21 protein-coding genes, 1 tRNA gene and 1 pseudogene are annotated in these 25,388 nt (G+C 66.9%); 13 read left to right on the top strand and 10 right to left on the bottom strand.

The features are described 5' to 3' along the window. Nucleotides 1-252: 252 nt before the first annotated feature. Together EJK91_RS03005 and EJK91_RS03000 are read right to left on the bottom strand one after the other, a co-directional pair. A pseudogene (locus EJK91_RS03005) lies at nt 253-1,074 on the bottom strand (DUF1156 domain-containing protein); the annotation flags it as partial. A gap of 211 nt (nt 1,075-1,285) precedes the next feature. Then, entirely contained in the window at nt 1,286-4,777 is a 3,492-nt protein-coding gene (locus EJK91_RS03000; protein WP_125078218.1) for a helicase-related protein, read from the bottom strand. Nucleotides 4,778-5,071: 294 nt separating this feature from the next. On the opposite strand from EJK91_RS03000, the gene EJK91_RS02995 reads away from it, so the two are divergent. The 3 genes from EJK91_RS02995 to EJK91_RS02985 all read left to right on the top strand — a co-directional run bounded on the left by EJK91_RS02995 (nt 5,072) and on the right by EJK91_RS02985 (nt 8,106). Further along, the gene (locus tag EJK91_RS02995; RefSeq protein WP_125078217.1) at nt 5,072-5,983 is read left to right on the top strand and encodes a DNA-processing protein DprA; all 912 of its coding nucleotides are present in this window, start codon (nt 5,072-5,074) and stop codon (nt 5,981-5,983) included. After that, nucleotides 5,980-6,810 (top strand): phosphoribosyltransferase, encoded by an 831-nt coding sequence (locus EJK91_RS02990; protein ID WP_125078216.1) that lies wholly within the window; start codon nt 5,980-5,982, stop codon nt 6,808-6,810. Before EJK91_RS02995 ends, EJK91_RS02990 begins: the two co-directional genes overlap by 4 nt. Nucleotides 6,811-7,320: 510 nt before the next feature. After that, nucleotides 7,321-8,106, top strand: coding sequence for an SDR family NAD(P)-dependent oxidoreductase (locus EJK91_RS02985; protein WP_024442489.1), 786 nt, complete (start codon nt 7,321-7,323; stop codon nt 8,104-8,106). Nucleotides 8,107-8,203: 97 nt separating this feature from the next. On the opposite strand, the gene EJK91_RS02980 is transcribed toward EJK91_RS02985, so the two are convergent. Next, nucleotides 8,204-8,644, bottom strand: coding sequence for a hypothetical protein (locus EJK91_RS02980; RefSeq protein WP_125078215.1), 441 nt, complete (start codon nt 8,642-8,644; stop codon nt 8,204-8,206). A gap of 205 nt (nt 8,645-8,849) precedes the next feature. Here EJK91_RS02980 and EJK91_RS02975 point away from each other — a divergent pair, with 205 nt between their 5' ends. Then, nucleotides 8,850-10,370, top strand: coding sequence for an aldehyde dehydrogenase family protein (locus tag EJK91_RS02975; RefSeq protein WP_125078214.1), 1,521 nt, complete (start codon nt 8,850-8,852; stop codon nt 10,368-10,370). On the opposite strand, the gene EJK91_RS02970 is transcribed toward EJK91_RS02975, so the two are convergent. Further along, nucleotides 10,367-11,713: a PPE family protein gene (locus EJK91_RS02970; RefSeq protein WP_125078213.1), complete on the bottom strand. Its 1,347-nt coding sequence runs from the start codon at nt 11,711-11,713 to the stop codon at nt 10,367-10,369. The two genes, EJK91_RS02975 and EJK91_RS02970, sit on opposite strands and share 4 nt — an antisense overlap. 130 nt (nt 11,714-11,843) lie before the next feature. On the opposite strand from EJK91_RS02970, the gene EJK91_RS02965 reads away from it, so the two are divergent. Beyond that, nucleotides 11,844-12,212: a DUF488 domain-containing protein gene (locus tag EJK91_RS02965; RefSeq protein ID WP_024440277.1), complete on the top strand. Its 369-nt coding sequence runs from the start codon at nt 11,844-11,846 to the stop codon at nt 12,210-12,212. 1 nt (nt 12,213) lies between these two features. Here EJK91_RS02965 and EJK91_RS02960 read toward each other — a convergent pair whose 3' ends face one another. Then, nucleotides 12,214-12,735 carry a hypothetical protein gene (locus EJK91_RS02960; RefSeq protein WP_052739940.1) on the bottom strand — a complete coding sequence of 174 codons (522 nt, stop codon included), beginning with the start codon at nt 12,733-12,735 and terminating at the stop codon, nt 12,214-12,216. Between the two features lie 49 nt (nt 12,736-12,784). Here EJK91_RS02960 and EJK91_RS02955 point away from each other — a divergent pair, with 49 nt between their 5' ends. From EJK91_RS02955 to EJK91_RS21630, 6 genes are all read left to right on the top strand, one after another. Continuing rightward, nucleotides 12,785-14,137, top strand: coding sequence for an MFS transporter (locus tag EJK91_RS02955; RefSeq protein ID WP_024440275.1), 1,353 nt, complete (start codon nt 12,785-12,787; stop codon nt 14,135-14,137). After that, nucleotides 14,019-15,569, top strand: coding sequence for a PucR family transcriptional regulator (locus EJK91_RS02950; protein WP_024440274.1), 1,551 nt, complete (start codon nt 14,019-14,021; stop codon nt 15,567-15,569). The genes EJK91_RS02955 and EJK91_RS02950 overlap by 119 nt, the downstream gene beginning before the upstream one ends. Nucleotides 15,570-15,628: 59 nt before the next feature. Beyond that, a complete protein-coding gene (locus tag EJK91_RS02945) occupies nt 15,629-16,885 on the top strand; it encodes an NAD(P)/FAD-dependent oxidoreductase (protein ID WP_125078212.1) in 1,257 nt (418 codons plus the stop codon). A gap of 56 nt (nt 16,886-16,941) precedes the next feature. Next, nucleotides 16,942-17,391 (top strand): GreA/GreB family elongation factor, encoded by a 450-nt coding sequence (locus tag EJK91_RS02940; protein WP_046301487.1) that lies wholly within the window; start codon nt 16,942-16,944, stop codon nt 17,389-17,391. Between the two features lie 72 nt (nt 17,392-17,463). After that, nucleotides 17,464-17,536 (top strand) — tRNA-Ala (locus EJK91_RS02935). Nucleotides 17,537-18,048: 512 nt separating this feature from the next. Beyond that, nucleotides 18,049-18,213, top strand: coding sequence for a hypothetical protein (locus EJK91_RS21630; protein WP_164517865.1), 165 nt, complete (start codon nt 18,049-18,051; stop codon nt 18,211-18,213). 160 nt (nt 18,214-18,373) lie between these two features. Here the strand turns inward: EJK91_RS21630 and EJK91_RS02930 are convergent, their stop codons facing one another. From EJK91_RS02930 to EJK91_RS02915, 4 genes are all read right to left on the bottom strand, one after another. Continuing rightward, nucleotides 18,374-19,342, bottom strand: a complete 969-nt coding sequence (locus tag EJK91_RS02930) for a D-2-hydroxyacid dehydrogenase family protein (protein ID WP_196805086.1) — start codon at nt 19,340-19,342, stop codon at nt 18,374-18,376. 2 nt (nt 19,343-19,344) lie between these two features. Continuing rightward, nucleotides 19,345-20,613, bottom strand: a complete 1,269-nt coding sequence (locus EJK91_RS02925) for an amidohydrolase family protein (RefSeq protein WP_024440270.1) — start codon at nt 20,611-20,613, stop codon at nt 19,345-19,347. Nucleotides 20,614-20,685: 72 nt separating this feature from the next. Then, complete coding sequence (locus EJK91_RS02920) at nt 20,686-21,471, bottom strand: class II aldolase/adducin family protein (RefSeq protein WP_024440269.1); 786 nt, start codon at nt 21,469-21,471, stop codon at nt 20,686-20,688. A 51-nt stretch (nt 21,472-21,522) separates the two neighbouring features. Then, nucleotides 21,523-22,311 carry a FadR/GntR family transcriptional regulator gene (locus tag EJK91_RS02915; RefSeq protein WP_024440268.1) on the bottom strand — a complete coding sequence of 263 codons (789 nt, stop codon included), beginning with the start codon at nt 22,309-22,311 and terminating at the stop codon, nt 21,523-21,525. A gap of 102 nt (nt 22,312-22,413) precedes the next feature. Between EJK91_RS02915 and EJK91_RS02910 the strand changes: the two genes are divergently transcribed. Further along, nucleotides 22,414-23,259 carry an MBL fold metallo-hydrolase gene (locus tag EJK91_RS02910; RefSeq protein ID WP_024440267.1) on the top strand — a complete coding sequence of 282 codons (846 nt, stop codon included), beginning with the start codon at nt 22,414-22,416 and terminating at the stop codon, nt 23,257-23,259. After that, entirely contained in the window at nt 23,256-24,512 is a 1,257-nt protein-coding gene (locus EJK91_RS02905) for a cytochrome P450 (RefSeq protein WP_024440266.1), read from the top strand. Before EJK91_RS02910 ends, EJK91_RS02905 begins: the two co-directional genes overlap by 4 nt. Before the next feature lie 20 nt (nt 24,513-24,532). Here EJK91_RS02905 and EJK91_RS02900 read toward each other — a convergent pair whose 3' ends face one another. After that, on the bottom strand, nt 24,533-25,330 hold the full coding sequence (locus EJK91_RS02900) for a L,D-transpeptidase (RefSeq protein WP_024440265.1): 798 nt from the start codon (nt 25,328-25,330) through the stop codon (nt 24,533-24,535). Nucleotides 25,331-25,388 lie beyond the last annotated feature (58 nt).

Genomic DNA, 25,388 nt, shown 5'->3' with positions numbered 1-25,388 from the left:
GCAAATAGGCGCCGCCGTCGCCGTGCTCGCAGGCCTGCTCGTAGGCGGCCAGGTGGGCAAGCTTCTCCGCGGCGGTGAACGCACGCCGCCGTCGTGGCCCATCGGCCCGAGGGTGGACTGGATCCATCCGCTCATTGTCGATCACCGACATAATCATGGAACTGGTCATGGTGTGTTGATCCGTATCTCGCCCTGCTACAGGCCGATTTGCTATGAACTACTGGACTCAACTCACCCTGACACGCAGGGGCGGCCGATGTTGAACCGGACCTTGTTGTCGACCACGGTCGGGATGACATAGGCCTCTTTGCCCTTCTTCTTGCCGAGCCACCAAGTCCGCACGAGGGGCATGGCGATGCCGCAGGCCGGGTTGGGGCAGGTGACGGTACGCGCCCAGATCCAGGCGATCACGGTGGCCTGAGTGCCGTCGGGCAGGGTGGCTTTGGGGTACAGATGGCCGATGCGCTTCACGGCTTGGTCGCGCATCCACTGCCCATACCGGCGCACATCTTCGGCTAGACCGGTAGCCCGCGGCCACGAGTGCGCCAACTGGTCTCTGGCGACTTCCGGGGATACCGGTGGCTGTCCGGCGAACTTCGGCGGAATCTCGATGAGCGCTTTGTTGATCAGCACCGCGACCGGATTGAGGTCGGAGGCATGCGCCTCCAGCCCCAACCTTTCGGCTTCCAGCGGGATGGTGCCGCCCCCGGCGAACGGGTCGAGGATCGGTGGCGGGTTCCCGCCGGTCGATTCCAGAATCTCCTGGTGTGCCTGGGCCAGCAGTTTTTCGTCGTTGGAGTTTTCCCACACCACCAGCCGTTCGATGATGTCGTGCAGCCGCTTGCGCTCGGTGATGACGGCCTCGTCGGTGGGGAACTTCTCCGGGTGTGAGGAGGGGTCGTCAACCAGCTGGGCGAACAGCACCGCGCGGGCAGTGGCAAGCGGTCGGCGTGCCCACCACAGATGCAGGGTGGAGGGGTGGCCGTAGCGGACATACTTCTCCCGCGCGGACTCCTCGTTGATCGTCTTGAGGGGAATCCCGACCTCGATCAACTTCCGCTTCGGAGCGCTCATGCCGGCCATCCGCGCAACACACGACCGAAGGCTGCTAGGTGGTCAAAGTCGGGGGAAGTGCGGGGCATCTGGGGGAGATCTCCTGTGGCTGCCAGCTTGATTCGGTTTGGTGGCACCGTAACAGCGGCAACGGACACATCCGCCCCGATCGCGTTCGGCACGTCGGATACCGACATGGAGCGCCCCGACCTGACCACCCTGTCGAGGCGGACTAGCAAGGGTCGGTGCCTTTGGCCCAAGTCTTCGTCCAGTCCAGCCGTACGTCGGCAACAGCCAGGTCGCCGAGATTGATGCTGCCGAAGTGTCCGGCCAGATACCGCAGCTGATCCTTGTCTGGCCCGTCCGGACTGACCTGCACCAAGGCCAGGCGGTGTGTGGCGGGCACGTTCTTGCCGAGCAGTACTTCGTTGAGGGTGATCGTGACATCGTCGGCACCGGCGATGCGGCCCTTGACCTCGATGAACACCGACTGCCCGTCGGCGGTGGTGGAGTGAATGTCGTAGCCGGGGTTGTTGTGCGGCATCTCCACCGGCTCACGCCCCAGCGCTCGCTCGGCGGCGAGCACCATGTCGACGGCGCGGCGCTCCACTGCGGCGGTTTCGCGAGCGTGGGTGGCGGCTTGGCCGCCGACGAGTCCGGCGGGGATGACCAGGGCTGCGCCGATCACCATCGGTGGGCTGGCCGCCAACTGGGCCTCGGCGGCACACGCGGCCAGGCGCAGCTGCAGCCGGGCTTCGAGGTCAGCGGCGCGCGCCTCCAGCTTGTCCGGGCTCTGCCGCTGCTTACGGGGCCGACCAGGCCTGCCACTGGTGGGGGTGTCGCGCAGGCGGGTGGCCTCGGCGTAGAGGTAGTTGATCTGCTGGGTCAGCCGGGACTGCACGGCGGCACGGGTCTTGTCGATCAGCGGTACCAGCCGCTCCCGCACCTGCTCCAGGTGCTCGGGCTGGGCGTGGGTGATCGCCCACGAGGCCGCGAGCTGATCCACCCCGCCGGTCAACCACTGCCCGGACAGCACACTCTTGGCAGCGGCCTGCGCGAAATCCGGGAGGGGCTGCAGGTCCAGGTACGGGGCCGGTCCCGACACCGCGGCCCCGCCGCTGGGGGTAAGGGTGATGAACTCGAAGCGTTTCGACACGACTGTGCCGGTGCCGTCGACGATCTCGGCGGTCAGCGCGACGATCAACCGCGGTTCGGTGCCGGGATCGGCGGGGTCGAACAGCACCACTCCCGATTCCAGGGCACCACGGTGAGCTTCGATCGTGGCGTCGAGGACGGTGTCCAGAAGCGGATGGCCAGGAGCGAGCAGTTCAGCGCGGGTGGCGTCGTCGGCGTCGACGTGTTCGGTGTCGAAGGTGACCCGCTCGTAGCGGGTGGTGATCGGCACCGCCGCACCCGGGCGTTGGCGGTGGCGCAAGGCGGCGGGCACGTTGGCGATCTCGTAGCGCCCGGCCTCGCGGCGGGCGATGCGGCCCCCGGCGCGTTTGAACGCATCCCGGAAGAACAACTCCACATAGTGCGGCTGCAGGCGACGGGCCCGAGCTTCGTCCATCTGGCGGCGCAACCGGTCCAGCTCCTGCGCCGACAGCGACTCGCGCGCGAGGGCGCGTTCGGCTATCAGGTCGGTGCAGCCCTTGGCGACCTCGGCGTCGACGATCCGGTTCAGTTCAGCTTGGCGGGCGGGGTCATCACCGTAGCGGATCGCCTCCATCAGCAGTTTCCGCAGCGGCACGTCCTTGAAGGCATCGCCGAGCACGTCGAACAGGCGGCCCCCGTAAGCGCGGCGCTGGGTCTCCATTTTCTCCAGCAGCCGGGTGAAGACTTGGCCTTCGCGGGTGTCGTCGGCGACGAGGTTCCACAGGCGGCAGACGTTTTTCTGCCCGATGCGGTGGATGCGCCCGAAGCGCTGCTCGATGCGGTTGGGGTTCCACGGCAGGTCGTAGTTGATCATCAGGTGCGCGGCCTGCAGGTTCAGGCCTTCCCCGGCGGCGTCGGTGGCCACCAGCACGCGGGTGTCGGGGTTGTGGGTGAAGTTCTCCCGGATCACCCGACGCTCTTCACGGCGGGTGCCGCCGTGAATGGTCACTACTGCGTCTTCTCGGCCTAGGACGTTGCGGACTTGGGCGGTCAGGTAGTTCAGGGTGTCGCGGTGTTCGGTGAAGATGATCAGCTTGCGCGGCCGGCCGTCCTCGGCGCGCAGCAGCGGGTCGTCGAGCAGCAGGGTGCGCAGCTCGCCCCATTTGCGGTCCTCCCCGGAATCGCGCACCTGGCGGGCCAGGCCGACGAGCTGGTCGAGCTGGGCGATCTCGATGTCGAGTTCGGCGATCGTCTGGGCGGCGGTGGCCGCGTCAACGACGGTCTCTTCGAGCCGTTCGGTCTCCTCGGCGTCTAGTTCGTCGGGGTCATTGAGGCGATCCCAGGTGTTCAGGGCGGCCAGGTCGTCCTCGACGGCGCTGTACTTGGGGTCGAGCATCTCGCGGCGCTTGGCCTGCAGCCGCTCGTGGCGGCGCTGCAGCGACCGCAGGATCGCGTGGGTGCTCGACGCTAGGCGGCGCTGCAGGACGGTCAGGGCGAAGCCGACGGTGCGGGCGCGGGGGTTGTCGCTGCCGAGGCGCTCGGCGCGGTTCATCTCCTCGCGCACATAGCGGGTGACCTCTTCGTAGAGGTTCTTCTCCGCCGGGGATAGCTCGTAGGGGACGGTCTGGGCGATGCGCTCCGGGAACAGCGGCTTGCCGTCGAAGGTGAGCAGCTCCTCTTTGACCATGCGGCGCATCAGCCCCGAGGTGTCGGTGGAGTGCGCCCCGGAGCGGTATTCGCCTTCGAACCGGTCGGGGTCGAGCAGGGCCATGAAGGCTTGGAAGCTGGCCTCGTTGCCCGAGTGCGGGGTGGCGGTCATCAACAGCAGATGTCGGGTGATCCGGTCGAGGCGTTGGCCGAGTTCGTAGCGGCGGGTGGTGTCGAGCTCCCCGGCCCACCAGTTCGCCGACATCCGGTGTGCCTCGTCGACGACGATGAGATCCCACTCCGAATCGTCGAGCAGGGTGAGCAGGTCGTCGTTTCGGGCCAGCTGGTCCATCCGAGCGATCAACAGCGGGTGACGGGTGAACGGGTTGGCGTCGACCTGGGAGTTGATCATCTCCCGCGACAACAACTCCGCAGTCATCCCGAACTTGGTGGCCAGCTCGTCCTGCCACTGCTCCACCAGCCCACCCGGGGCGACGATCAACATGCGGGTCAGATCGCCACGCAGCATCAGCTCCTTGGCGTAGAGCCCGGCCATGATCGTCTTGCCAGCACCGGGATCGTCGGCGAGCAGGAACCGCAGCGGGGTGCGCGGCAACAGCTCCCCGTAGACGGCGCGGATCTGGTGAGGCAGCGGGTCCACCGCGCTGGTGGAGACCGCGACCATCGGGTCATGCAGCCCAGCCATCCGGATCCGCAACGCCTCCGCCGCCAACCGGAACTCCAACGGGTCGGCATCAAACGGCCACCGCGACTCTGGCGGCACCACCGCCAGGCGGGCCTCATCAGCCCGGTACAGCAAGCGCTGGCCCAGATCACCGTTCACGGCCTGGAGGGTGACCGTCACCGCGTCCGGACCGTTCTGAGTGACCGCCAGGACCGTCACCGGCTCGGGGAGTAAGCCGGAGAGCCTCACGCCGGGCTGCAGGTCCTCCAGCCGGGCCGGATTGTTCTGTGCGGTCATCAACGCGATCCGGAGGGGAAGGTCATGGATGGAGGATACGAGGCAGAGGCGGTGGCGTGGCCCTGATCATGGTTGGCCGTAGGTCGCCCGACACGGATTTCGCGCCTATCGGACCTGACTCAGTCTCGCCGATGCTGACATCCACATCATCATGTCGGTGGCCCGGCCTAACCTGCGATTATTGGGCCTGGCAACCGTGTCGCGTCATGCGCGGCGGCTCGGCGGGCTAGCCTTCGCACTAGGTGGATCATTGCCCGAGTGTGTGGGCAACGACAGGATGGAGGTGCAGTAATCATGAACTACGCCGCTGCCGCCACCGTTGTGGCGTTGATGCGCACACCGCCCAAGACGATGAAGCAGGGTGAGCTCGGCGAGATCCTGCTCGACGACGGCTCCGCTGAGCAGGTTTGGGATGCATATTTCGCAGCTGCACTGATACCAGCACCAGGTATGGAGCCGGACCGCGACACCGCCACTCAGGACATCGCGCAGTGGCATGCACGCGGATGGAAGGTTCTCACGGTTCTCGACCCGGACTACCCGGACCGCGTCCGCGCAGCGCGACGGCCTCCCGCGTTACTGATGGCGGAGGGTTCCCTCGCTGTAGACGACTACGCTGTCGCAATCGTCGGGTCCCGTCACGCTTCGCGTGCCGGGCTCGAATTCGCCCGTGGCGTCGCTACCGGTCTGGCAGCGCACGACGTAACAATTGTCTCGGGGCTCGCGGAGGGCATCGATACCGCGGCTATGGCTGCCGCCCTGGACCTGGGTGGCCGCGTAGTTGCAGTCATCGGCACCGGCCTCGATCAGGCCTATCCCGTGACGAATGCTGCGCTCCAGGCAACCGTTGCCGAACGTGGGCTCGTGCTGACCCAATTTCTCCCCGGTTTTCGGGGAGCCAAGTGGGCATTCCCTGCTCGCAATAAGACCATGAGCGCTTACGTACAGGTAACGGTGATCGCGGACGCCTCGGAGCAGTCCGGAACTAAGCACCAAGCCCTTGAAGCAGTCGCGCACGGTCGGCGTCTAGTGCTGCGTCGCAGCGTTGCCGAGACCACCACATGGGGCCGGGCGCTGGTGGATCGCCCCGGCGTGTTCGTCGTGGATACCGCATACGAGGCGATTGAGCGGCTAGAGCAGATAGCCGCGGCGGAGGACTCGGTGCGGGATCGCCTCGCGCCAGTGCCTGCGGGCACTGCCTGGTGACCGATCCGCGTCACGAGGCCGAACTACGCAGTGAAATCAGTGGCGTACTCGGCCGCATCGCCTACTTTCACACCATCGTCGGCCCTGGCCCGGGCATCTGTCCGACCTGCCGTGGACCGGCTACGGGGACACTGTGCCAGCGGTGCCAGGCGACGGACATTGCGCTCAATGGGCTGACCTGCGATCACACGTTCTTCCTCGCCTACGCCGACGGTCACAACCCCGGCGGCAGATCCCAGAGTGCACAGACGATGCGCCAGTACAAGTCCGAGTCGCCACCACAGCGCAGCGTCGAGGACGTGCATCTGCTCACCAACCTTGTCACCGCCCTCCATGACGGATGTGTGCGTAATGCCGAGGACGGCCGTGAGTGGGATGCCGCGACCTTCGTGCCATCACGGCATTCGCATGCCGGAGGTCATCCCGTCGCGGGTATTGCTCGTAACGTAGCGCGACTCCTCGCCGATGACCCGGCCCGTGGCGGCCCATATCAGATCACCCGCGTGCTCATGGAGTGCGGCGACCTGGACGACCCCCGGGGCGCAGACGCTCGCCGATTTACAGTCCCTGACCATGCACGTTCGATGGTCGAGGGGAGGCGAGTGTTGCTCGTCGACGACACCTGGGTCTCCGGTACGTCAATGCAGTCTGCTGCGGCGGCACTCAAGACTGCTGGGGCTGAGACAGTCACCGGGCTGTGTGTCGCGCGATGGCTGAGCTGGGACTGGCCCGCGCACGTTCCGCTGCTTCAGCATGTCGCTGCTGCGGCGTTCGAACCGTTCTCTTGCATCGCGTATGCGGGCGCGTGCCCGCGCGGTGGGTCCTGACTACGATCGGTGAGGGTATGTCCGGTGTGGAACGTCGCGTAGCCAGGTTCCTGAGGCTCAGCACGACGACCGTTTTCGGACTGGATGGTGTTGACGCCGTCAACAACTCTCGCTATATCCGCAGGTTGCGTCACGTCGGTTGGCGTCGTCTCGCGTGCTGATATTTGGTGTTTTAGCAGGTCAGGACGAAATTTGAGTCTGGTTCGATTCCCGGCAGCTCCACCGAAGCGGGACGGGCCAGGACGAAAAGTCCTGGCCCGTCCCCGTTCCAGCTCAACCTCAACCGAGGCACCTGGCGCTCGCTTACACCTGCACGGTGGCGATTGCGCCGATGAGATGATCCGCTGGGGCTTATCCTGTTCGCGTCCCGCCCTGTGGCGAGGCCTCGATCGTGATGTGTGCCAGCGCTGCGCACCGTCATGCGCTCACGCGAAATCGAGTGGACATCTGTCGCGTTGAAAGCTCGGCGCACAAGGAAGTAGGAACGGTGTTGACCGAGATGACGCGCAGATGACCGACGGCGCAGCCGACGCACGAGGACGCCTGCTGGGAAAGTCGGCGGTGATCACCGGGGCAGCCCTTGGCATCGGTCGGGCCACCGCCGTGCTCTTCGCACGCGAAGGTGCGCGTCTGGTCGTGACTGACATTCAAGGCGAGCCGCTACTGGCGCTCGCCGAGGAACTGCGGCACGCCGGGGCGCAGGTTGAGACCGTCGTCGGCGACGTCTCGGTCCAGAGCGACGCGAAACGAATGATCGGCGCGGCGATCGACCGCTTCGGACGGCTCGATGTGCTGGTCGCCAACGCCGGCATCATCCCGCTCGGCGATGCGCAAGAAGTGACCGCCACCGACTGGGACAACGTGATGGCCATCGACGGCCGCGGCATGTTCCTCACGTGCAAATACGCAATCGAGGCAATGCTGTCAACCGGCGGCGGCGCGATCGTGTGCCTCTCGTCGATCTCGGGACTGGCCGGGCAGAAGCGACAGGCGGCCTACGGGCCGGCCAAGTTCATCGCCACCGGTTTGACCAAGCACTTGGCGGTCGAGTGGGCCGACCGGGGAATCAGAGTCAACGCTGTTGCCCCCGGAACGATTCGCACCGAGCGAGTCAAACGGTTGCCGGAGGAGCCGGGGGGCTCAGAGTATGTGGCGGCGGTCGAACGCATGCACCCGATGGGCCGTATCGGCGAACCGGCCGAAGTTGCCAGCGCCATCGTCTTCCTCGCTTCCGACGACGCCTCCTTCATCACCGGAGCCGTGTTGCCCGTCGACGGGGGATACCTCGCCCAATAGCGCTCTCCCCGTTGGTTCCACCGATAGAACACCGGCACTTTCATGAGGGAGATCGGCGGTCCAACCCGCGATATGCGTTGCCTTGGATAGTGGAGTCCTAGTGCGGCGTCAGACCGGCCACGTAATAGCAGGGCCAGACCTTCTCCCCGGGAAGCCCCGGCCTGGGCATGGCGCCGGGCGCGAACCATTCGGGACCGGTGCTGTACATCCAGCAGTTCTTGTCCGCCAGGTCGCCCTTCTTGGAGGCATCGTTGTTGGTGGGGTTGTTCGGCGGGTTGGCGTTGGACGGGTTGTTGTTGGATGGGTTGTTGTCGGGAGCATCGGGCCGCGGCGGCGAGAATCCCTTCTGCTGCTGTTCGTCCTGCTGTTCCTGGTTCTCGGCCGGCTCCTGCTGAGTTGAGGGCTCCGGGTCGGCCCAGGCCATCGGTGCACAGGCGAGGACGATGCCCGCGGCAGCCCCGGCCGAGACGGCTTTGGCAGTGGTGACGACGAAGCGCCCAACCCATCGGCGAGAACGCGTCCATACCCAATCAGTCATCGGCCTCTCCAGTCCCAGCGTGACGATCTGCTGATTTCGCACAGTAGGCGACTTCGCACCGATCGGATACAGGGATTTCCCTGTACTCCGGGCGCCTCGGGCAAAGTTTCCGCGACGGTTGACCTTGACAAATTCCCAGGCAGCAACCGACGATCACCTACGGCGAGGTCACAGCCTCCCCGCAGGATCTGAATTGGAGCGCGACATGACCGCAGTGCAATCCAGGGCCGAGTCGATGATCACCGTGCACAACCCCGCTACCGGGGCCGTGTCGGGCACCGTGCCGATCGACGATCCCCAGACGGTGGCCGCCAAGGCAGCCCAACTGATTTCAGCCCAACCGGAGTGGGAGGGGCTCGGGCCGAGCGGGCGCAAGCGGTGGTTGTTGGCCTGGCAGGACTGGATCCTGGACCACGCCGATCACATCACCGAGGTGTTGATCTCCGAGACCGGGAAGTCGCACGTCGACGCCAGCGTGGAGGCGGTCGCCACGGCAGACGCCATCGGCTACTGGGCCAAGAACGCCAAGGAGTTTCTCGCCGACCGGCATCCCAAGGCGCACAGCCCGCTCTATCGCGTCAAGCGGTTCACCACCGCCTACCGTCCCTACCCGCTGGTCGGGGTCATCACGCCGTGGAACTTCCCGTTCGCGATGCCCGGCCTTGACATTCCGCCGGCTTTGGCGGCCGGCGCGGCCGTGCTGCTCAAACCCTCCGAAGTGACGCCGCTGTCGGCGGTCGAGTTCGTGCGCGGTTGGGCCGAGATCGGTGCACCGCCGGTGCTCGGCCTGACCACCGGCTACGGCGACACCGGCCAGGCGCTGATCGAGCACGCCGACTTCCTGCAGTTCACCGGGTCGACGGCCACCGGGCGCAAGGTCGCGGTGGCGTGCGCGCAACGGTTGATTCCCTACGGTCTGGAGCTCGGCGGTAAGGACCCGGCGATCGTGTTGGCCGACGCCGACCTCGACCGCGCCGCCAACGGCATCGCGTGGGGCGGGATGTTCAACTCCGGCCAGGTCTGCGTGTCGGTGGAGCGGGTCTACGTCGAAGCGCCGGTCTATGACGAATTCGTCGCCAAGCTGGCGGCCCGGGTCGGTGACGTGCAGCAGGGCCAGGACAAGGACACCGGCGCCATGGCGACCGCGGCGCAACGCGACATCGTGGCACGCCATGTCGACGAGGCGACGGCCGCGGGTGCTCGAGTGGTCGCAGGCGGCAAGGCGACCGGTGTGGGAACCTACTTCGCCCCGACCGTGATCGCCGACGTCGACTCGTCCATGACGTGCATGACCGAAGAGACCTTCGGGCCGACCCTGCCCGTCATCAAGGTCGCTGACGAGACCGAGGCCATCCGGCTGGCCAACGACTCACCGTACGGATTGTCGGCCACGGTGTGGACAGGCGATAGGCGCCGCGGCGAGCGGCTGGCGCGTCGGCTGGAAGTGGGCGCGGTGAACGTCAACGACGCGTTGGTCAATGTCTTCTGTCCGGGGCTGCCGATGGGCGGCTGGAAAGAATCCGGCATCGGCTACCGCGCCGGTGGCGCTTCCGGAATCATCAAATATTGTCGGCAGCAAGCGATTACGTCGCCGCGGCTGCCCACTCAGAAGTCCGAATTGCTGTGGTACCCGTCGTCGAAACGCCGGATGGCGATCGCACTGGGGGCCATGCGTGCCTTCGCAGCACGAGGGCGGCGTCGGTTCGGTTCGCGGGCACGCGACTAAGAGGGCGCCCGCTCGTCAGAGTCGTGATCCCAAGTCTCGGGCAACAGCGGTATCGCCGGGCCGGCTCCGAAAGCGTTGCCGCGCAACCGGGCCAGTCCTGCTGCTCCCGCGTCGCTTCGCTGAGCTGTCCCGGTGAACCCCAGTGCTCCTGCCCCGGATTCCGAGCAGGCGGGTGTCGTTGTCTCGTCGGGCGTTTCGTAGTCGTCGGCGGCACCCAGCGTCATGGTGGCGTGGGCGTATTCCTTGATCTGGTCACGGCGCCGCAGGCGCGACCGCAGCGGTGCGCGAGCTGCCGGCGCGCGAGCCGAGACCGCCGTGGAAGCGCCGGCGGCTGGAGCCCTGGACTGGTCGCGGCCGGTCAGGCTGGGCCCGAAGCCTTCGGCGTGGCCCCCGGTCACCAGATAGGCCAACGTCTCGGCGCCGCCTGCCGGTAGTGCTGGCCCGGTGGTCGCTGCGCTTGCCAGGCCGGCGGAGGTCCCCGCCGAACCGGCGATACCGCTCGCGACACCGACGCCGAAGGCGACCGGCTCATGGGCCGGTCGGGCCACGATCGGGCGCCGCATCGGGACGGGCTGTGGCGCGGGCTGTTCGATGACCGGCTCCGGCGGTGGCACCTGCATCGATGCGATGAAGTCGTTGATGGCGTTGATCAGCAACGGCAGCACGATCGGGATCCGAACTGGAATCGTCACGATGAACAGGAGCGTTGACCAGAACACGATGTTCCAGAAGATGAACCAGAACCAGCGGTTGGCTTCCTCGATCGGATCCGTCGGCTCGTCGTCGTTGTTACCGGTTCCGTTGTCGGCGGCCAGGATCGGCGGCGCGGGGTCCGCGACGGGCAGCGACGCCAGGGCAGCGCCGGACGTCGCCTCGTAGGTCGCCATGACGGTGGCCGCCTGCACCCACATGCGGGCGTAGTCGGCCTCGTTGAGTGCGATCGGGATGGTGTTGATGCCAAAGAAGTTCGTGGCGGTCAGCACGCCGTGAATGGTGTGGTTGAGCGCCAGCTCTGCCATGGTCGGCATGGCGGCCAGGGCGGTGTTGTAGGCGGCGGCGACGACTTCGTGTTCGGTGCCGGTGCGGGCGCTATCGATGCTGGCGCGCGTCAGCCACTGCAGGTAGGGCACGTGCGCCGTGGTGTAGCTGACGGCGCTCCGGCCGTGCCAGGCCGCTGACCCGACGGCGCCCAGCACGGCGATCAGTTCAGCGGCCGCGGCAGAATATTCGCTGCTCAGCGCCGACCAGGCACCGGCGGAGGCCAGCAGGGCACCGGGGCCCGGCCCGCTGCTCAACAACGCGGAATGCACCTCCGGGGGAGATGCGATCCAACTACCGTTCACGCCGACACCAATTTCTACGAGCGAAACTGTAAATAATGTCAAGATAGCATTGCCTAAGCTAACTTCGACGGCGTTGCGGGTGATGAGAACGGCGGCGGACAGGCGCTGTGCGCCGGCGATAACCTGGGGTATGAGTCCCAAAACCACGTTCCGGGTCGCCCGTGTGTACGACGAACCCCGTGCCGAGGATGGTGAACGGATCCTTGTCGATCGGCTGTGGCCGCGGGGCTTCCGCAAGGACGACCCGCGGGTGGGGCACTGGTACAAAGACGCCGCGCCGTCGAACGAACTGCGCCATTGGTACAACCATCAGCCCGAGCGTTTCGACCAGTTCGTCAGCCGCTACGAAGACGAACTGCAGACCGCGAAGGGGGCCGCCGGGTTCGCCGGCCTGCGCGCTCTGGCCCGCGGCAAGAAGACTGTCACCCTGGTGACGGCGAGCCGGGACGTGGAGGGAAGTCACGCGGAGGTGTTGGCCAAGCTGTTGGCCCGACAGTGAACTAGCTGCGCCCCGCGGTGGTGATCGCCATCCCAATCGGAATGCTCACCACCAATGCCGCCAGGAAAAGCCGGTAGGCGAGCAGGGCCCAACCCCGACGCGTGCTGCGCCGAACCCGGTAGAGCCACCAGGCCAGCACGATGAACAGCAGCCCAGAACCCGCATAGAACACCGCGACGTGGTCGGTGACGACGCCGACCACGATGGCGGCGCCGGACAGGTTGAACGCCGCGGCACCCAGCGTTGCTTCGCGAGGTGACGGCGAGGTGGCCGGCAGCAGTGCTTGGCCGGATCCGATCACCAGTTGGCCGGCCCCGAGTACCAGAACCAGGTAGGCCACCGCCCAGACCCCGTGACGGGTGGGCGCAGGGGCCGCGATGGCGGCGGCTATCGCGCCACCGACCACGATCGCGGTGGCGCCGGCTACCGCGAACGGTTTGAACGCGCCCCACTGCTCCCACAGCTGCACCGGAATCGGCCGCTGCGACGGGTGATCGGGGCGCGCGTCGACCGCATCGTTCATGATCAAGCCTCCCGAGTCAGAGATTACCGAGGCTGTCTAAAGTTATCGGGTGACCTCAGACTCTCCGGCCGCTCGACCGCGGCTGCAGCGGGAGATCTGGGTACTGCTCGTCGCGAACTTCTTGATCGCGCTTGGCTACGGACTGGTATCCCCGGTACTGCCGGTCTATGCGCGTCATTTCGGGGTGAGCATCTCCGCGACTACATTCCTCATCACCGCGTTCGCGCTGACACGATTGCTCTTCGCGCCGGTCAGCGGACTGCTCATTCAACGGCTGGGCGAGCGCTGGGTGTACGTGGCGGGCCTGTTGATCGTCTCGGTGTCGACCACGGCCTGTGCCTTCGTGCAGAACTACGGCCAGTTGCTGTTCTTCCGTGCGCTCGGCGGCGTCGGATCGACGATGTTCTTCATCGCCGCGGTGGGCCTGATGATCCGGATCAGCCCGGAGGACGCTCGCGGCCGAGTCGCGGGGTTGTTTGCCACTGCGTTCCTGCTGGGCACGGTGGGCGGACCGGTGTTGGGCAGTCTGACGGCAGGTTTCGGCCTCAGCGCGCCGTTCTTGTTCTACGGTTCGGTGTTGATCGTGACGGCCACCGGCGTCTTCGTCAGCCTGCGCCACTCACATCTGGCCGAAGCGGCCGAATCGGAGGGGCCGACGGTGTCGGTGCGGACGGCGCTGGGCAATCGCGCGTACCGCTCAGCGTTGTTGGCGAACTTCGCCACCGGCTGGTCGGTCTTCGGTCTGCGGGTCGCGTTGGTGCCGTTGTTCGTCACCGAAGTCCTGGGCCGCGGTGCCGCCTTCGCCGGCCTGACGCTGGCGGTGGTAGGGGTCGGCAACGTCTGCGCGGTACTGCCCAGCGGTCAGCTCTCCGACCGGATCGGTCGCAAGGGGCTGCTGATCGCCGGGCTGGCCGCGTCGGGCGTAACGACAGTCTTGCTGGGCGCGAGCGCATCGCTGGTGGTGTTCTTGGTGGTGGCGTATCTGACCGGGGTGGCATCGGGTATCTACGGGTCGCCGCAGCAAGCCGTCATCTCCGACTTGGTCGGCAACCAGGCCCGGGCGGGCACGGCGGTGGCGACCTATCAGATGATGGCTGATTTCGGGTCGATCGTGGGTTCGTTTGTGGTCGGCCAGATCGCCGAGCGGATGTCCTTCGAGTGGGGTTTTGCGGTCAGCGGTGCGGTGTTGCTGGTGGCGGCGCTCACGTGGCTGTGGGCACCGGAGACCAGGGACAGCGACCCGATCGGCGGGCTGGCCGACGCGACCTGGCTAGGCTCGGTTGATGGTGACACTGGACCGGCTGGTCAACGTGGTGGGCAGCTACGGGGTTCGGCTGAGGTTCTGCTCCATCCCGAGGACGACGCGGCTGAGCAGTGTCGTGATGCACGAGGTGACCGGTGAGCGCGTCGTTGTCGGCGACGTCCTGTTGGCGGTCGGCGCCCGCTCGGTAAAGGAGGCGGTGCGCTGGGCGGTGGCCGCCAAGGCCGTCGCGGTTCTGGTGCGCGACGTCGACGACAAGACCTCGTTCGTGGGCGAGGGTGAGTCGCTTGCCGTGCTGGTGGTGGACGCAGCGGTGTCCTGGAGCGAGTTGGCCGCGGTGGTCTACGGACTGGTGCTCGAAGGTCGTGAGACCGAGTCGGGCCGTGGGCCAACGGATCTTTTCGCTGTGGCCGACAGTCTCGCCGAAGCGGTGGGCGGTGCGGTCACCATCGAGGATCAGCTGGGCAGGGTGCTGGCCTACTCGCGTGGACAGCGGCACGCCGACCCGGCGCGGTCGGCGACAATCCTGAACCGGCAGGAGTCCGAGCCGCTTCGCGAGTTGTTCGAAAAGCAAGGCGTATTAGCGCATTTGGATATCAAGGACGAGCCGCTGTTCGTCGCGGCCGACCCCGAGTACGGCTTGACCGGCCGCATGGTGGTGGCGGTGCGTGCCGGCCGGGAGACGCTGGGCGCGGTATGGGTGGCCTGCCCGGGCCCGTTGAAAGGTGACCAGCTGACCGCACTGGGCGACGGTGCTCGCACGGTGGCATTGCACGTGCTGCGGTCACGGGCCAGTGCTGATCTGGAGCGGCAAGTCGAATCCGACTGGGTAACCAGACTTTTGGATGAGCAGACGGAGCCGGACGATGCTGTCGCCCTGGTCGCCAGGCTGGGCCTGCCGCAGGCTTCGTTGCGGGTGATCGCCGTGCACACCCGGATCGCCACGCAACCGCACGCCGGGCTGCTGCTGGCTTTCGAGGCCGTCACCACGGGCTTCGGGTGGTCACGCCCAGGTCGCAGCGCCCTGGCCGCCAACACTGTCTACACCTTGCTGCCCGCTGCGGACGCCGCCGCGGCTCGGCAGTGGCTGCGAGTCCTGGCCGGCGCCCTGCCACCGCACGCCAGCGTGTGGGCCGGGATCAGTGCGGTCGCCACGGTCACCGAGCTGGCCGCCGCGCGCCGCGAGGCCGAGGAATGCCTCACGCTGCACGAAGCCGGCCCGCCCGGGAGCGTTCCGCCGGCCTACGACGAGTCCTGGGACGAGGTCGTGCTGCGCCGGCTGCACACCGCGGCGCGAGCCGGGCGGGTGCCCACCCGCGGGCCGGTCGCAGAGCTACGTCACCACGACGCGGCCCACCACACGCCCTATGTGTCCACGCTGCGCGCTTGGCTCGACGCCCAAGGCGACTTGGCCCGGGCCGCTGAGCAGCTGGGCGTGCACGAGAACACAGTCCGCTACCGGCTGCGCAAGATGGCCGAGGTGACGCCACTGGGGTTGGAGGATCCGCGGACCCGATTCGCGGCGATGATCGAGCTCGCGGCGGGTGACATGTCGGAACTCGACAAACAGTGACGCTGCTGTTGTGCGATTCGGTTAAACCGGGTGTCTGAGGACAGTCGCATCATGGAGTGATGGGTGCACCCGACCGAATCGACGGCGCACCACGATCGGTGATCGTGGTGGGCGCCGGCGTCGTCGGGTTGTCCACCGCCTGGTTTCTGCAGGAGCGCGGTGTTGAAGTCACCGTGGTCGACCGTGTCGGGGTGGCGGCCGGATCCTCGTGGGGCAACGCCGGCTGGATCTCCCCCGCACTGGCGATTCCGCTTAACGAACCCGCCAACCTGCGTTTCGGGCTGCGGTCCCTGCTGAGCCGGTCCGCACCGCTGCAGGTGCCACTCAACGCCGGCCCGGCACTGTGGGCGTTCTTGGCGCGCTTCGCGGCGAACAGTCGTCCCGCGGCCTGGCGCCGCGCAGTGCAGGCCAACGCGCCTCTGAGCGCGGAATGCATTGAGGCCTATGACGTTCTGCTCGCCAACGGGGTAGACGCCCCGGTCACCGATGCGCCCATCACCGCGATCTTCCGTACCTCGGCTGACGCCGAGCGACTGCTCGACGAGTTGCGCCGGTTCTCCGAGGCCGGCCAGCCGGTGTTCGGCACCGAACTGACCGGTGCCGCACTGGCCGAGCGGGTGCCGCTGGCGTCCTCGGCGGTCGCTGCCGGGGTGCAGATCGACGGCCAGCGCTTCCTCGACCCCGGCCGGTTCGTGACCGCGCTGGGGCGCACGGTGGTGCAGCGCGGCGCCGTCCTGCATGTTCTCGACGTCGCCGACGTGTCGCCCCGCGGTGATGGGGTGGCCGTGACCAGCAGCGACGGCACCACTTTGACAGCCGATGCGGCGGTGATAGCCAGCGGTGCCTGGCTGTCGCGGCTGGCAGCGCGCTGGGTCCGCGTGCCGGTGCGGGCCGGGCGGGGCTACTCCTTCTCCGTGCCGGTCGACGGGCCGGTCACCGGGCCGATCTACCTGCCCGATGCCCGGGTGGCCTGCACGCCGTTGAATGCCAGGCTTCGGGTCGCCGGAACCATGGAGTTCGGCGACCCCGACGCCCCGGTCGTCCCGGCCCGCATCGAAGCCATCGTCGCCGCCACCCGCCCCCTGCTCGACGGTGTCCGCTGGGATGAGCGCTCCGACGTGTGGGTGGGTCCCCGCCCGGTCAGCCCCGACGGGCGGCCCCTGGTGGGGGAGGTGTGTTCGCGCACCGTTTACGTCGCCGGTGGGCATGGCATGTGGGGCATGACGCACGGTCCGGTGACGGGCCGATTGTTGGCCGAGCAGATCACCACCGGCAAACAGTCCGCCGTGCTGCGTGAACTCGATCCCTTGCGCTGACCCGCTCGGGTCGGTGAATTTTTCGAACCAAGTGCTGTTGTGAAGGAGAACTGTCGATGACTGATACGAACGGTGTCTGGATGACCCAGCAGGCCAAGGACCGGCTGCTGGCGGAGCTGGCGGAACTGTCTGCACCGCAGGATGTTTCGGGCGGTGAAGATATCAATGATCAAAAGGCTCGCCAAGCTCGTATCCACCAGATACACGACCTGCTGGCGGTCGCGGTCGTCGGAGAGGACCCGCCGGACGACGGGGTCGCCGAGCCCGGCATGGTGCTCACCGTGCGCTACAGCGACGGAGACACCGAGACCTTCCTGCTCGGGGTGCGCGATGACGACCAGAGCGGGTTGGAGGTCTACTCGCCGCAGTCGCCGCTGGGCATGGCGATCACCGGAGCCCGGCCGGGAGAGGAGCGCAGTTACCAGGTGCCCAGCGGGGCCAACGTGACGGTGACGCTGCTCGACGCGGTGCCCTACGGACTGCATCAGACCCAGCATCCGGCCTGAACGCAGGCCAACTGAGTAGCTGTTTTGAACCTTGGTGCGGCTGTGGTGTAGCTTCGATGAGCACGACAACGCGGGGCTATGGCGCAGCTGGTAGCGCACCACACTGGCAGTGTGGGGGTCAGGGGTTCGAGTCCCCTTAGCTCCACTCATTTCGATGGGTGTCCGGTTCACTCTGTGCTGATCGCGCAGAATGGGGACCGGATCGCCTGGTGAACATAGAGTCACAAAGCCTGATCCGCATCGTTACGCTAACGAGTCAATTGGTCGGCGCGGTAACTTACAAGCCTGTGATACGGTTCTTTTGCAGTCAGAAGATTGCGTGTCCGGGGGGGCTGGTTACTAATCATCGGAGTTTACGTGAAGAGCCTCGGGAGACTCGGTAAAGCGATATTCGCCGGTATCGGCTTTTATGCAAGCGGGTTGATTCTCAGCGGTCAGGCGGGCGCTGTTCCCGTCGTGCACCTGCCCCTTGGGGGGCCGGTGTGTGCGGGTGGCGTGGTCGCTCTCTCCTCCGCCGAGGGGGCGGCGCCTGGTGCCGCGCCGGTTGCCGCGCCGGCCGACGCGACATTGGCGGCTGCGGCCGGGGTGCCTTGTGGGCCAGCTGCGGCTGACCTGACCACTCTTGCTGGTCCTGTGCCGATGGGGTTGCCTGGACCGGTGGCTCCGATCCCGATCGCCCCGATTCCGGTGGTCCCCGGATTGCCGCCGCCCGTACCGCTGGTGGCGCCGGGGCCGGCCGGAGCCGCTGCGGCGAGTCCGATCGCGGGATTGATGACAGACGCCATCAGCGCCCCGATCGGTCTGGCTGGCGGCACTAAATAGCACGTGCCAGAAAAGGGTCCGCGAACTTTGTGTTCGCGGACCTTTTCTGTTGCGGCGGCATTGCGAAATCGTGCGACGATAATTTATTTGTAGAACCGTTATTTCAATGCGACTGGACTGTTACGAAAGGCTGTTATTCGAAACGGTGTGAACGGTGCGATTACGGTTTCACCAGCCGACGTGGCGTACCGGCGCAGTAAGCGGCGATGTCGTCGACGATATCGCGATAAAACACGTTCATGCAGTTCTCGGTCACGTAGCCCAGGTGCGGGGTCAGCACGGTGTTGTCCAGCGTGGTCAGCGGGTGCCCGGCCGGCAGCGGCTCCTGGTCGTAGACGTCGAGGCCCGCCCCCCGGATCCGGTGGGTGCGCAGTGCGTCGATCAGTGCCGCCTCATCGATCAACCCGCCGCGTGAGGTGTTGACCAGGATCGCGCTGGATTTCATCGCCGCCAGCTCGGCGCGGCCGACGAGGCCGCGGGTCGTCTCGGAGAGCACCATGTGGATCGATACCACGTCGGCGCTCTCGAACAGACGGCGCCGGTCCACCAACTGCGCCTGCGCCTCGGCGGCCCGCGCTGGGGTCAGGTGTGGGCTCCACGCCGTCACCCGCATGCCGTAGGCGTGGCCCACCGATGCGACCAGCCGGCCGATGCGGCCCAGCCCCACCAGTCCGAGCGTCGCACCGGCCAGATCAGCGCCGACGGTCAGCTGCCACCGCCCGGCCCGCAGCGCCGCGTCCTCGACGAGCAGATGACGTTGCAGGGCGTGGATCAACGCCCAGGTGAGTTCGACAGTCGGCGTGATGGCGCCGCCCGTCCCACACACCGTGATGCCGAGCCGGTGGGCCGCGGCCACGTCGATGGCGGCGTTGAACGGCCCGGTGGTGACCAGCAACTTCAACGCCGGCAGCCGGGACAGCAGATCGGCGCCGATCGGCGTGCGTTCGCGCATCGCCACCACCACCTCGCAGTCGGCTAGGTGGGCCACCAGTTCGTCACCGGGAGCGTGGTGTTCGCGGATCGCCCGCAGATCCACGGGCCGGGGGATGGGCGACCAGTCCACCGTGTCGGCGATGCCCTGGTAGTCATCGAGTACCGCGATACGCAGGGGTGACGTGGAGGCGGCCACCTTCAGAACGCGTCCGGGTTGTGCTGGACCGCCTCGGGAACCGGATGTTGATAGAGGCGAGAGGCGTTCTCCCAGGTCAACTTCCGGATTACGTCGGGTGGCAGGGTGCCGATCTCCTCGTGGATCACCCGCTGGGTGTTCGGCCATGTCGAGTCGCAGTGCGGGTAGTCGGCTTCCAGCAGGATGTGGTCGGTCCCGATGCGCTCGTGCTGGCAGAACGACGACTGATCCTCGACCGCGCAGAACCAGAAGTTGCGCTGCAGCACCTCGGCGGGGGAGAGCTTCTCGCCCAGCGCCTTCCACGTTCCGTACATGTCGTGGTAGCTCAGCATGTGGTCGAGACGGTCCAACAACCCTGCGACCCAGCCGATCCCGCCCTCGGACAGACAGATCTTCAATTCGGGGAAGCGGCTGGGCAACCCGGAGTACAGCCAGTCGACCGCCGCGGAGATGGCGTAGGCGAAGAACAGGACGCCCGCCACGTCGGGCGGCGCGTCATCGGTGGTCGACGGCGAGGTACCCGACGAACCGATGTGCAGATTGATCACGGTGCCGGTTTCCGCGCAGGCGGCGATCATCGGATCCCAATGCCCGGAGTGAATGGTCGGCAGCCCCAACATGGCCGGATTCTCGCTGAAGGTGACGGCGCGAAAGCCTCGTTCGGCGTTCTCGTAGATCATGGCAGCGCCGACCTCGGGATCCAGCAGCCAGGGCAGCTGACAGCCGATGATGCGGGCGGGGTAGGAGCCGGCCCACACCTCATGGTGCCAGTCGTTCCATGCCCGCACCGAGGCCAGCGCCAGGTCCCGGTCGCCGGTGGTCAACTGCAGGCGCTGGCCGGCGAACCCGGGTAGGAAGGAGGGAAAGTTCAGTGAGGCGTAGACGCCGTTGAGGTCCATGTCCTTGATGCGTGCGTGAATATCCCAGGCGCCGCGGCGCATCTCGTCGAATCTGGCCGGCTCGAAGCCGTACTCCGACACCGGACGCCCCACGACGGCGTTGAACCCGACGTTGGGCAGCGATTGGCCGTCATACATCCAGGTCTGGCCGCCGGTGTCGGTCTCGACCACCCGCGGCGCCCGGTCTGCCAGCTTGCGCGGCACTCGGCCGAGGAAGGTGTCCGGCGGTTCGACGATGTGGTCGTCCACTGAGATCACCGTGTAGCGCCGTTGTGCGCGTGGCGGTTCGGGCAGGAAGGTCACGGTGCGTTCCGCCCCGGCCTTGGCGGTGGTGAAGCTCAGGTCGGAGCTGAGCTCGTCGATCGATTTCACCCATGAACCTCGTTTTCGGGCCAGGCGATCGCAAGCGCGGTGGAGTCGGGCGAAGCGGGTCGCCGTGGGGGCTCAGTCGAGCACATGCCGGTCGGCCTTGATGGTCATGCGGGCCGCGCCGGCCCAGTACACGTCGGCGGCGCGTTCGATCAACGACGCCTGCATCCCGGCCATGTCGGATCGCTTCATCGGCGTGGGCGTCCGGCCGGTCAACATGACGTGATAGGCCAGCTTGCACACCCGCTCGATGGTGGCCGACCGGTAGACCGCCTCTGCCAGGGTCCGTCCGGTGGCGATCACTCCGTGCGAAGCCAGGATCGCCAGGTTCGCGTTGCCGATGCGCTCGGCCAGATCCCGGGCCCGCGAAACGGTGTCCACCTCGCCGTCGTAGTCCTCGACGAAGCACAGGTCATCGAGGAACAGCGAGCCGGTCTGGTGGACCAGGTCGGGCAGCGTCTGCAGCGACGCCAACAGGCTCACGTAGTAGGGGTGGTTGTGGACCACCACACGTGCGTCGGGGCGGGAGCGGTGCAGTTCGGTGTGGATATGAATGGCGGGCGTGACATCCCAGCGGCCCGTGAGGATTCCGCCGTTCTCATCGACGGTGCAGATGTCGGAGGCGGTGAGTTCGGCCCACCACAGGCCCCACGGATTGACCAGCATGTCGGTCTGGCCAGGGGGCTGCCAGGTGATGTGGCCGGCCAGGTTCTCGGCGAAGCCGATATCGGCGAGATGGCGAAACGCGATGGCCAGCGCCTGGGTGTTGCTCAGCTCGACGCCGATCGGCGGAACCACCGACGGCGACCAGACCGCCGAGCCGCCGGGACGGGCGCACTCGAGGTCGACGGACTCCGTCATGGACAAATCATATGGAAATAAGGGGCCCCGTCAACGGAGTCGGTAAGTTCCTCAGAACTGCGGGTCCCCGGCGCTGGGAAGCCCCCGGGGCCGGACCATGGCGGGATCGACGATCCCGGAGCGACCGGGGTAGTGCTGGGCGTGCAGCAGGTGTGCTGCGGCGAGGTCTCGGGCGCGCTGGGCATCGCCGACATCGATGGCGTCGATCACCTGACGGTGGTCCTCCAAGACGGCGCGCCGCTCGGGAACGGGCACCGTTGAATGGTCGGTGACCTGGCTGGACCAGCTTTGCTCGTGAGCCGACCACAGGGCTTCGAGCGCGCCCGCCATGACGAGCATGGTGGCATTGCCGCAGTGGGTGACCAGGGCTTCGTGGTAGCGGCGGCTGGCAGAGGTGGCCTTCTGCAGGTCGTCGACCGCGGCCACCGATTCCTCGTGCAACCGGCGCAGAATGGGCACCACCGTGCTCTTGCGGTCCGGCCGCCCCGCGCACAGTGCCGCGCAGGCCGGTTCGACCTGGAGGAGCGCGGTCCCGACGTCGGCGAGAGTGACCTGTTGCGATCCCAATACCAGGCCCATGGTGTAGGCGACATTTGCTGGAGTGGGTCGATGGATCACCGCGCCGCCCCGTTTGCCGCGGCGCACGGTGAGCAGTCCCTCGGCTTCGAGGATGCGCATGGCCTCGCGCAGAGACGGCTTGCTGATGGCGAACTCGACCAGGAGTTCGTCCTCTTTGGGGAGTACGTGATCGTCGGTCAGCTCGCCGGCCAGGATGCGCCGGCGAAGCTCGTCGGCGACCTGTTCGGCGAGCCGCCGGAAGCGAACGGTGGGAGCTGCCACGCGTCGAGTGTGCCAGACCAAGCCCCTGTCCCGGCTTGCTCGAATCGCTCACTTCCAAATGATTCGTGGCATACGATCGCGCTGCGAGAAGGGGACCATGGCGTGCAGCACTGGACTGTCGGCGACGTTGACATCCATGCGGTCCTGCAGGCGGTCATACCGATCCCACCTTCCGTGTTGTTCACGGCGGCATCCGAGCGTTTCCTAGAAGGTTCGCTGGCGGACTACTGCGACGCCGCGGGCAACATCTTGATGGCGATCCAGTCCTATCTGATCGCGGCTGAGTCATCGTGCGTGCTGGTCGACACCTGCTTCGCCGAAAGCTTCCTGCGGACCCGCAACATTGCGGACCTCTTCGAGGACTCGCTGGCGGCTACCGGATTCGCTCCCGGCGACATCACCGCGGTGGTGTGCACGCATCTGCACCGCGACCACGCCGGTGGCAACACCGTGGAGCAGGGTGGGCAGTGGGTGCCGAGATTCGCCGGTGCCGACTACCTGGTGACCGCGGCCGAGCACGCGCACTGGAGCGCATGCACCGGTGAGGACCGGGTGGCGCCGGAATGCGTTGCGCCGCTGGCGCAGCACGGCAAGCTTCGGCTGGTCGGGCCGGATCATCAGCTGACCGAGACGGTCCGGCTCGTCGCCACCGCGGGCCACACCCCTGGTCACGTGTCGGTGCGCATCGAATCCGCCGGAGCGGTGGCCTACATCAGCGGCGACGTCGTGCACCATCCGGTCCAGATCGGCGACCCCGAGATCGGTGCCCGGCCCGACGCCGACCCGAGTGCCGCACGCGCCAGCCGGCTGGACCTGCTGCGCCGCGTCGCCGACGAGCGGGCGCTGCTGCTCGGATCGCATTTCGCTGCCCCGTCGGGCGGCTACATCAACAGCACCGGGGAGCGTTTGGCGTGGCAACCGCTGGTAGAGCGAGAGGGAGCACGATGACCGAGACACAGCACCTGCTGCCGGAGGGGTTCGACTTCACCGACCCCGCCCTCATCGGCGAGCGGATCCCGCACGAGGAATTCGCCCTGCTGCGCAAAACACGGCCGATCTGGTGGAACGCACAACCCTTCGGCGCGTCCGGCTACCCGGATGAGGGCTACTGGGTCGTGACCAAGCACGCCGACGTACGGGCGGTCTCGTTGCAGGACGAGGTGTTCTCCTCGCACGAGAACACCTCGCTTATCCGGACGAACACCACCAACAATCAAGAACTCCACGACGCCAGCCGCGACAACATCATGCTGTTTCTCGACGGGCCCAAGCACGCCAAGCTGCGCCGGATCGTCTCCCGGGGTTTCACGCCCCGAGTGGTGGCCGGCATGCGAGATTCGCTTGACCGCCAAGCCAGAGAGATCGTCACCGCCGCCGCCGAGCACAACACCGGTGACTTCGTCACCGAGGTGGCCTCGCAGCTGCCGTTGGCGACCATCTGCGAGTTGATCGGTGTCCCCGCAGACGAGCGCCAGCAGGTCTTCGACTGGAGCAACCGGCTGGTGGGCGGGGGCAACGGTGAACCGGAAGCCGGAGCCGACGGAATCCAAGCCTCCGCCGAACTGTTGGGCTATGCCTATCAGATGGCCGAAGACCGCAAGGCGCACCCGCGCGACGACATCGCGACGGCCCTGGTGACCGCGACCATCGACGGTGAGGAGCTGACTGCGCTGGAATTCGGCTACTACGTGATGATGTTGATGGTGGCCGGCAACGAGACCACCCGCAATGCCACCTCGCAGGGGATGCTGGCGTTTTTCGACCACCCCGATCAGTGGCGGTTGTTCGTCGAGGAACGCCCCACCACCATGGCCGAAGAAGTGGTGCGCTGGGCGACGCCGATCATCTCCTTCCAGCGCACGGCGTTACGCGACGTCGAACTCGGCGGAGTGCAGATCCGCAAAGGCCAGCGGGTCGGCATGTTCTACGGCTCGGCCAACTACGACGACGAGGTATTCGACGACCCGTTCAGGTTCGACATCCGGCGAAGCCCCAACCCGCACTTGGGTTTCGGTGCCCCGGGAGCGCACTACTGCATAGGGGCCAATCTCGCCCGGATGCAGATCAACCTGATCTTCGGTGCGCTGGCAGACATCATTCCCGACATCCACCAGCTGGATCGCCCGTCACGGTCGGTGCTGCCCTGGATCAACGGTATCGACGCCATGCCAGTGGAATTCGGCAGCGCTGGGACGTCCTAGCGGACGCCCAGCGGCCCGCGTCACTCCTTGATGATCACCGGGTCGCCGATGTTGACCCGGTCGAAGTACCACTCCGCATCGGTGGGGCTCAGGCCGACACAGCCGTGGCTGACGTTCTCCAGGCCCAGGGAGCGCAGCGCCCAGGGTGCGGCGTGGATGTAGAGCCCGCGTCGGGTGATGCGTACCGCCTGTTCGACCTCGAAGCGGTAGCCCTCTGCGGAGTCGATCGGGATCCCCACGCTGCTGGAGTCCATCAGGACCTTGCGGTCCTTGCCCAGCACGGTGTAGTTACCCGTCGGCGTCTCGTATTCGGTCTTGCCCATGGTGGCGGGCATGACGCCGTCTTCGCCCCAGTGCGGGCGGTGGTGCGGCGTGGGCAACGGGCCGGCCTCGTCGCCGTCAACCGTCACGGTAAAGGTGTGCGCGGAGATGCTGGCGACGCCGACAACCTTTGCGCCCGTGCTGAAATCGACAGAGAGCTTGCCCACCGACAGTGCCACCGCACTGTGTGCCGGCCAGTAGTGGTCGGGGACCCACTGCACTTCGGTGTCGTCGACCCAGTCGAACGTTCCGGTCATCGGCGGGTTGGACCGCACCGCGATGGTGCGCTCGGCGGCCCGGCGGTCGATCACCGGTGCGGAGAAGGTCACCACGACCGGGTGCGCCACGCCGACGACAGCACCCGACGCCGGCTGGATCGATGCGATCCCCGCGCCGGGCGGCTGGCTGGCCGCGGCCGAACTTGTTCCGGGCGGCGTCACGAGCGTTGTGACCGCGACCCCGATCACCACCATTGCTGAGCGCACCGATGTCCACATCGTCGGCATACCTTCCCGATCTTCCTACCTTGGGCTGTTGCCGTTGATGGTAGGGAGA

It is taken from the genome of Mycobacterium sp. P7213 (assembly GCF_900604305.1).
Taxonomy (GTDB): domain Bacteria; phylum Actinomycetota; class Actinomycetes; order Mycobacteriales; family Mycobacteriaceae; genus Mycobacterium.
The sequence above is the reverse complement of the archived record's forward strand: the minus strand, read 5'-3'. Positions and strand labels throughout refer to the sequence as shown.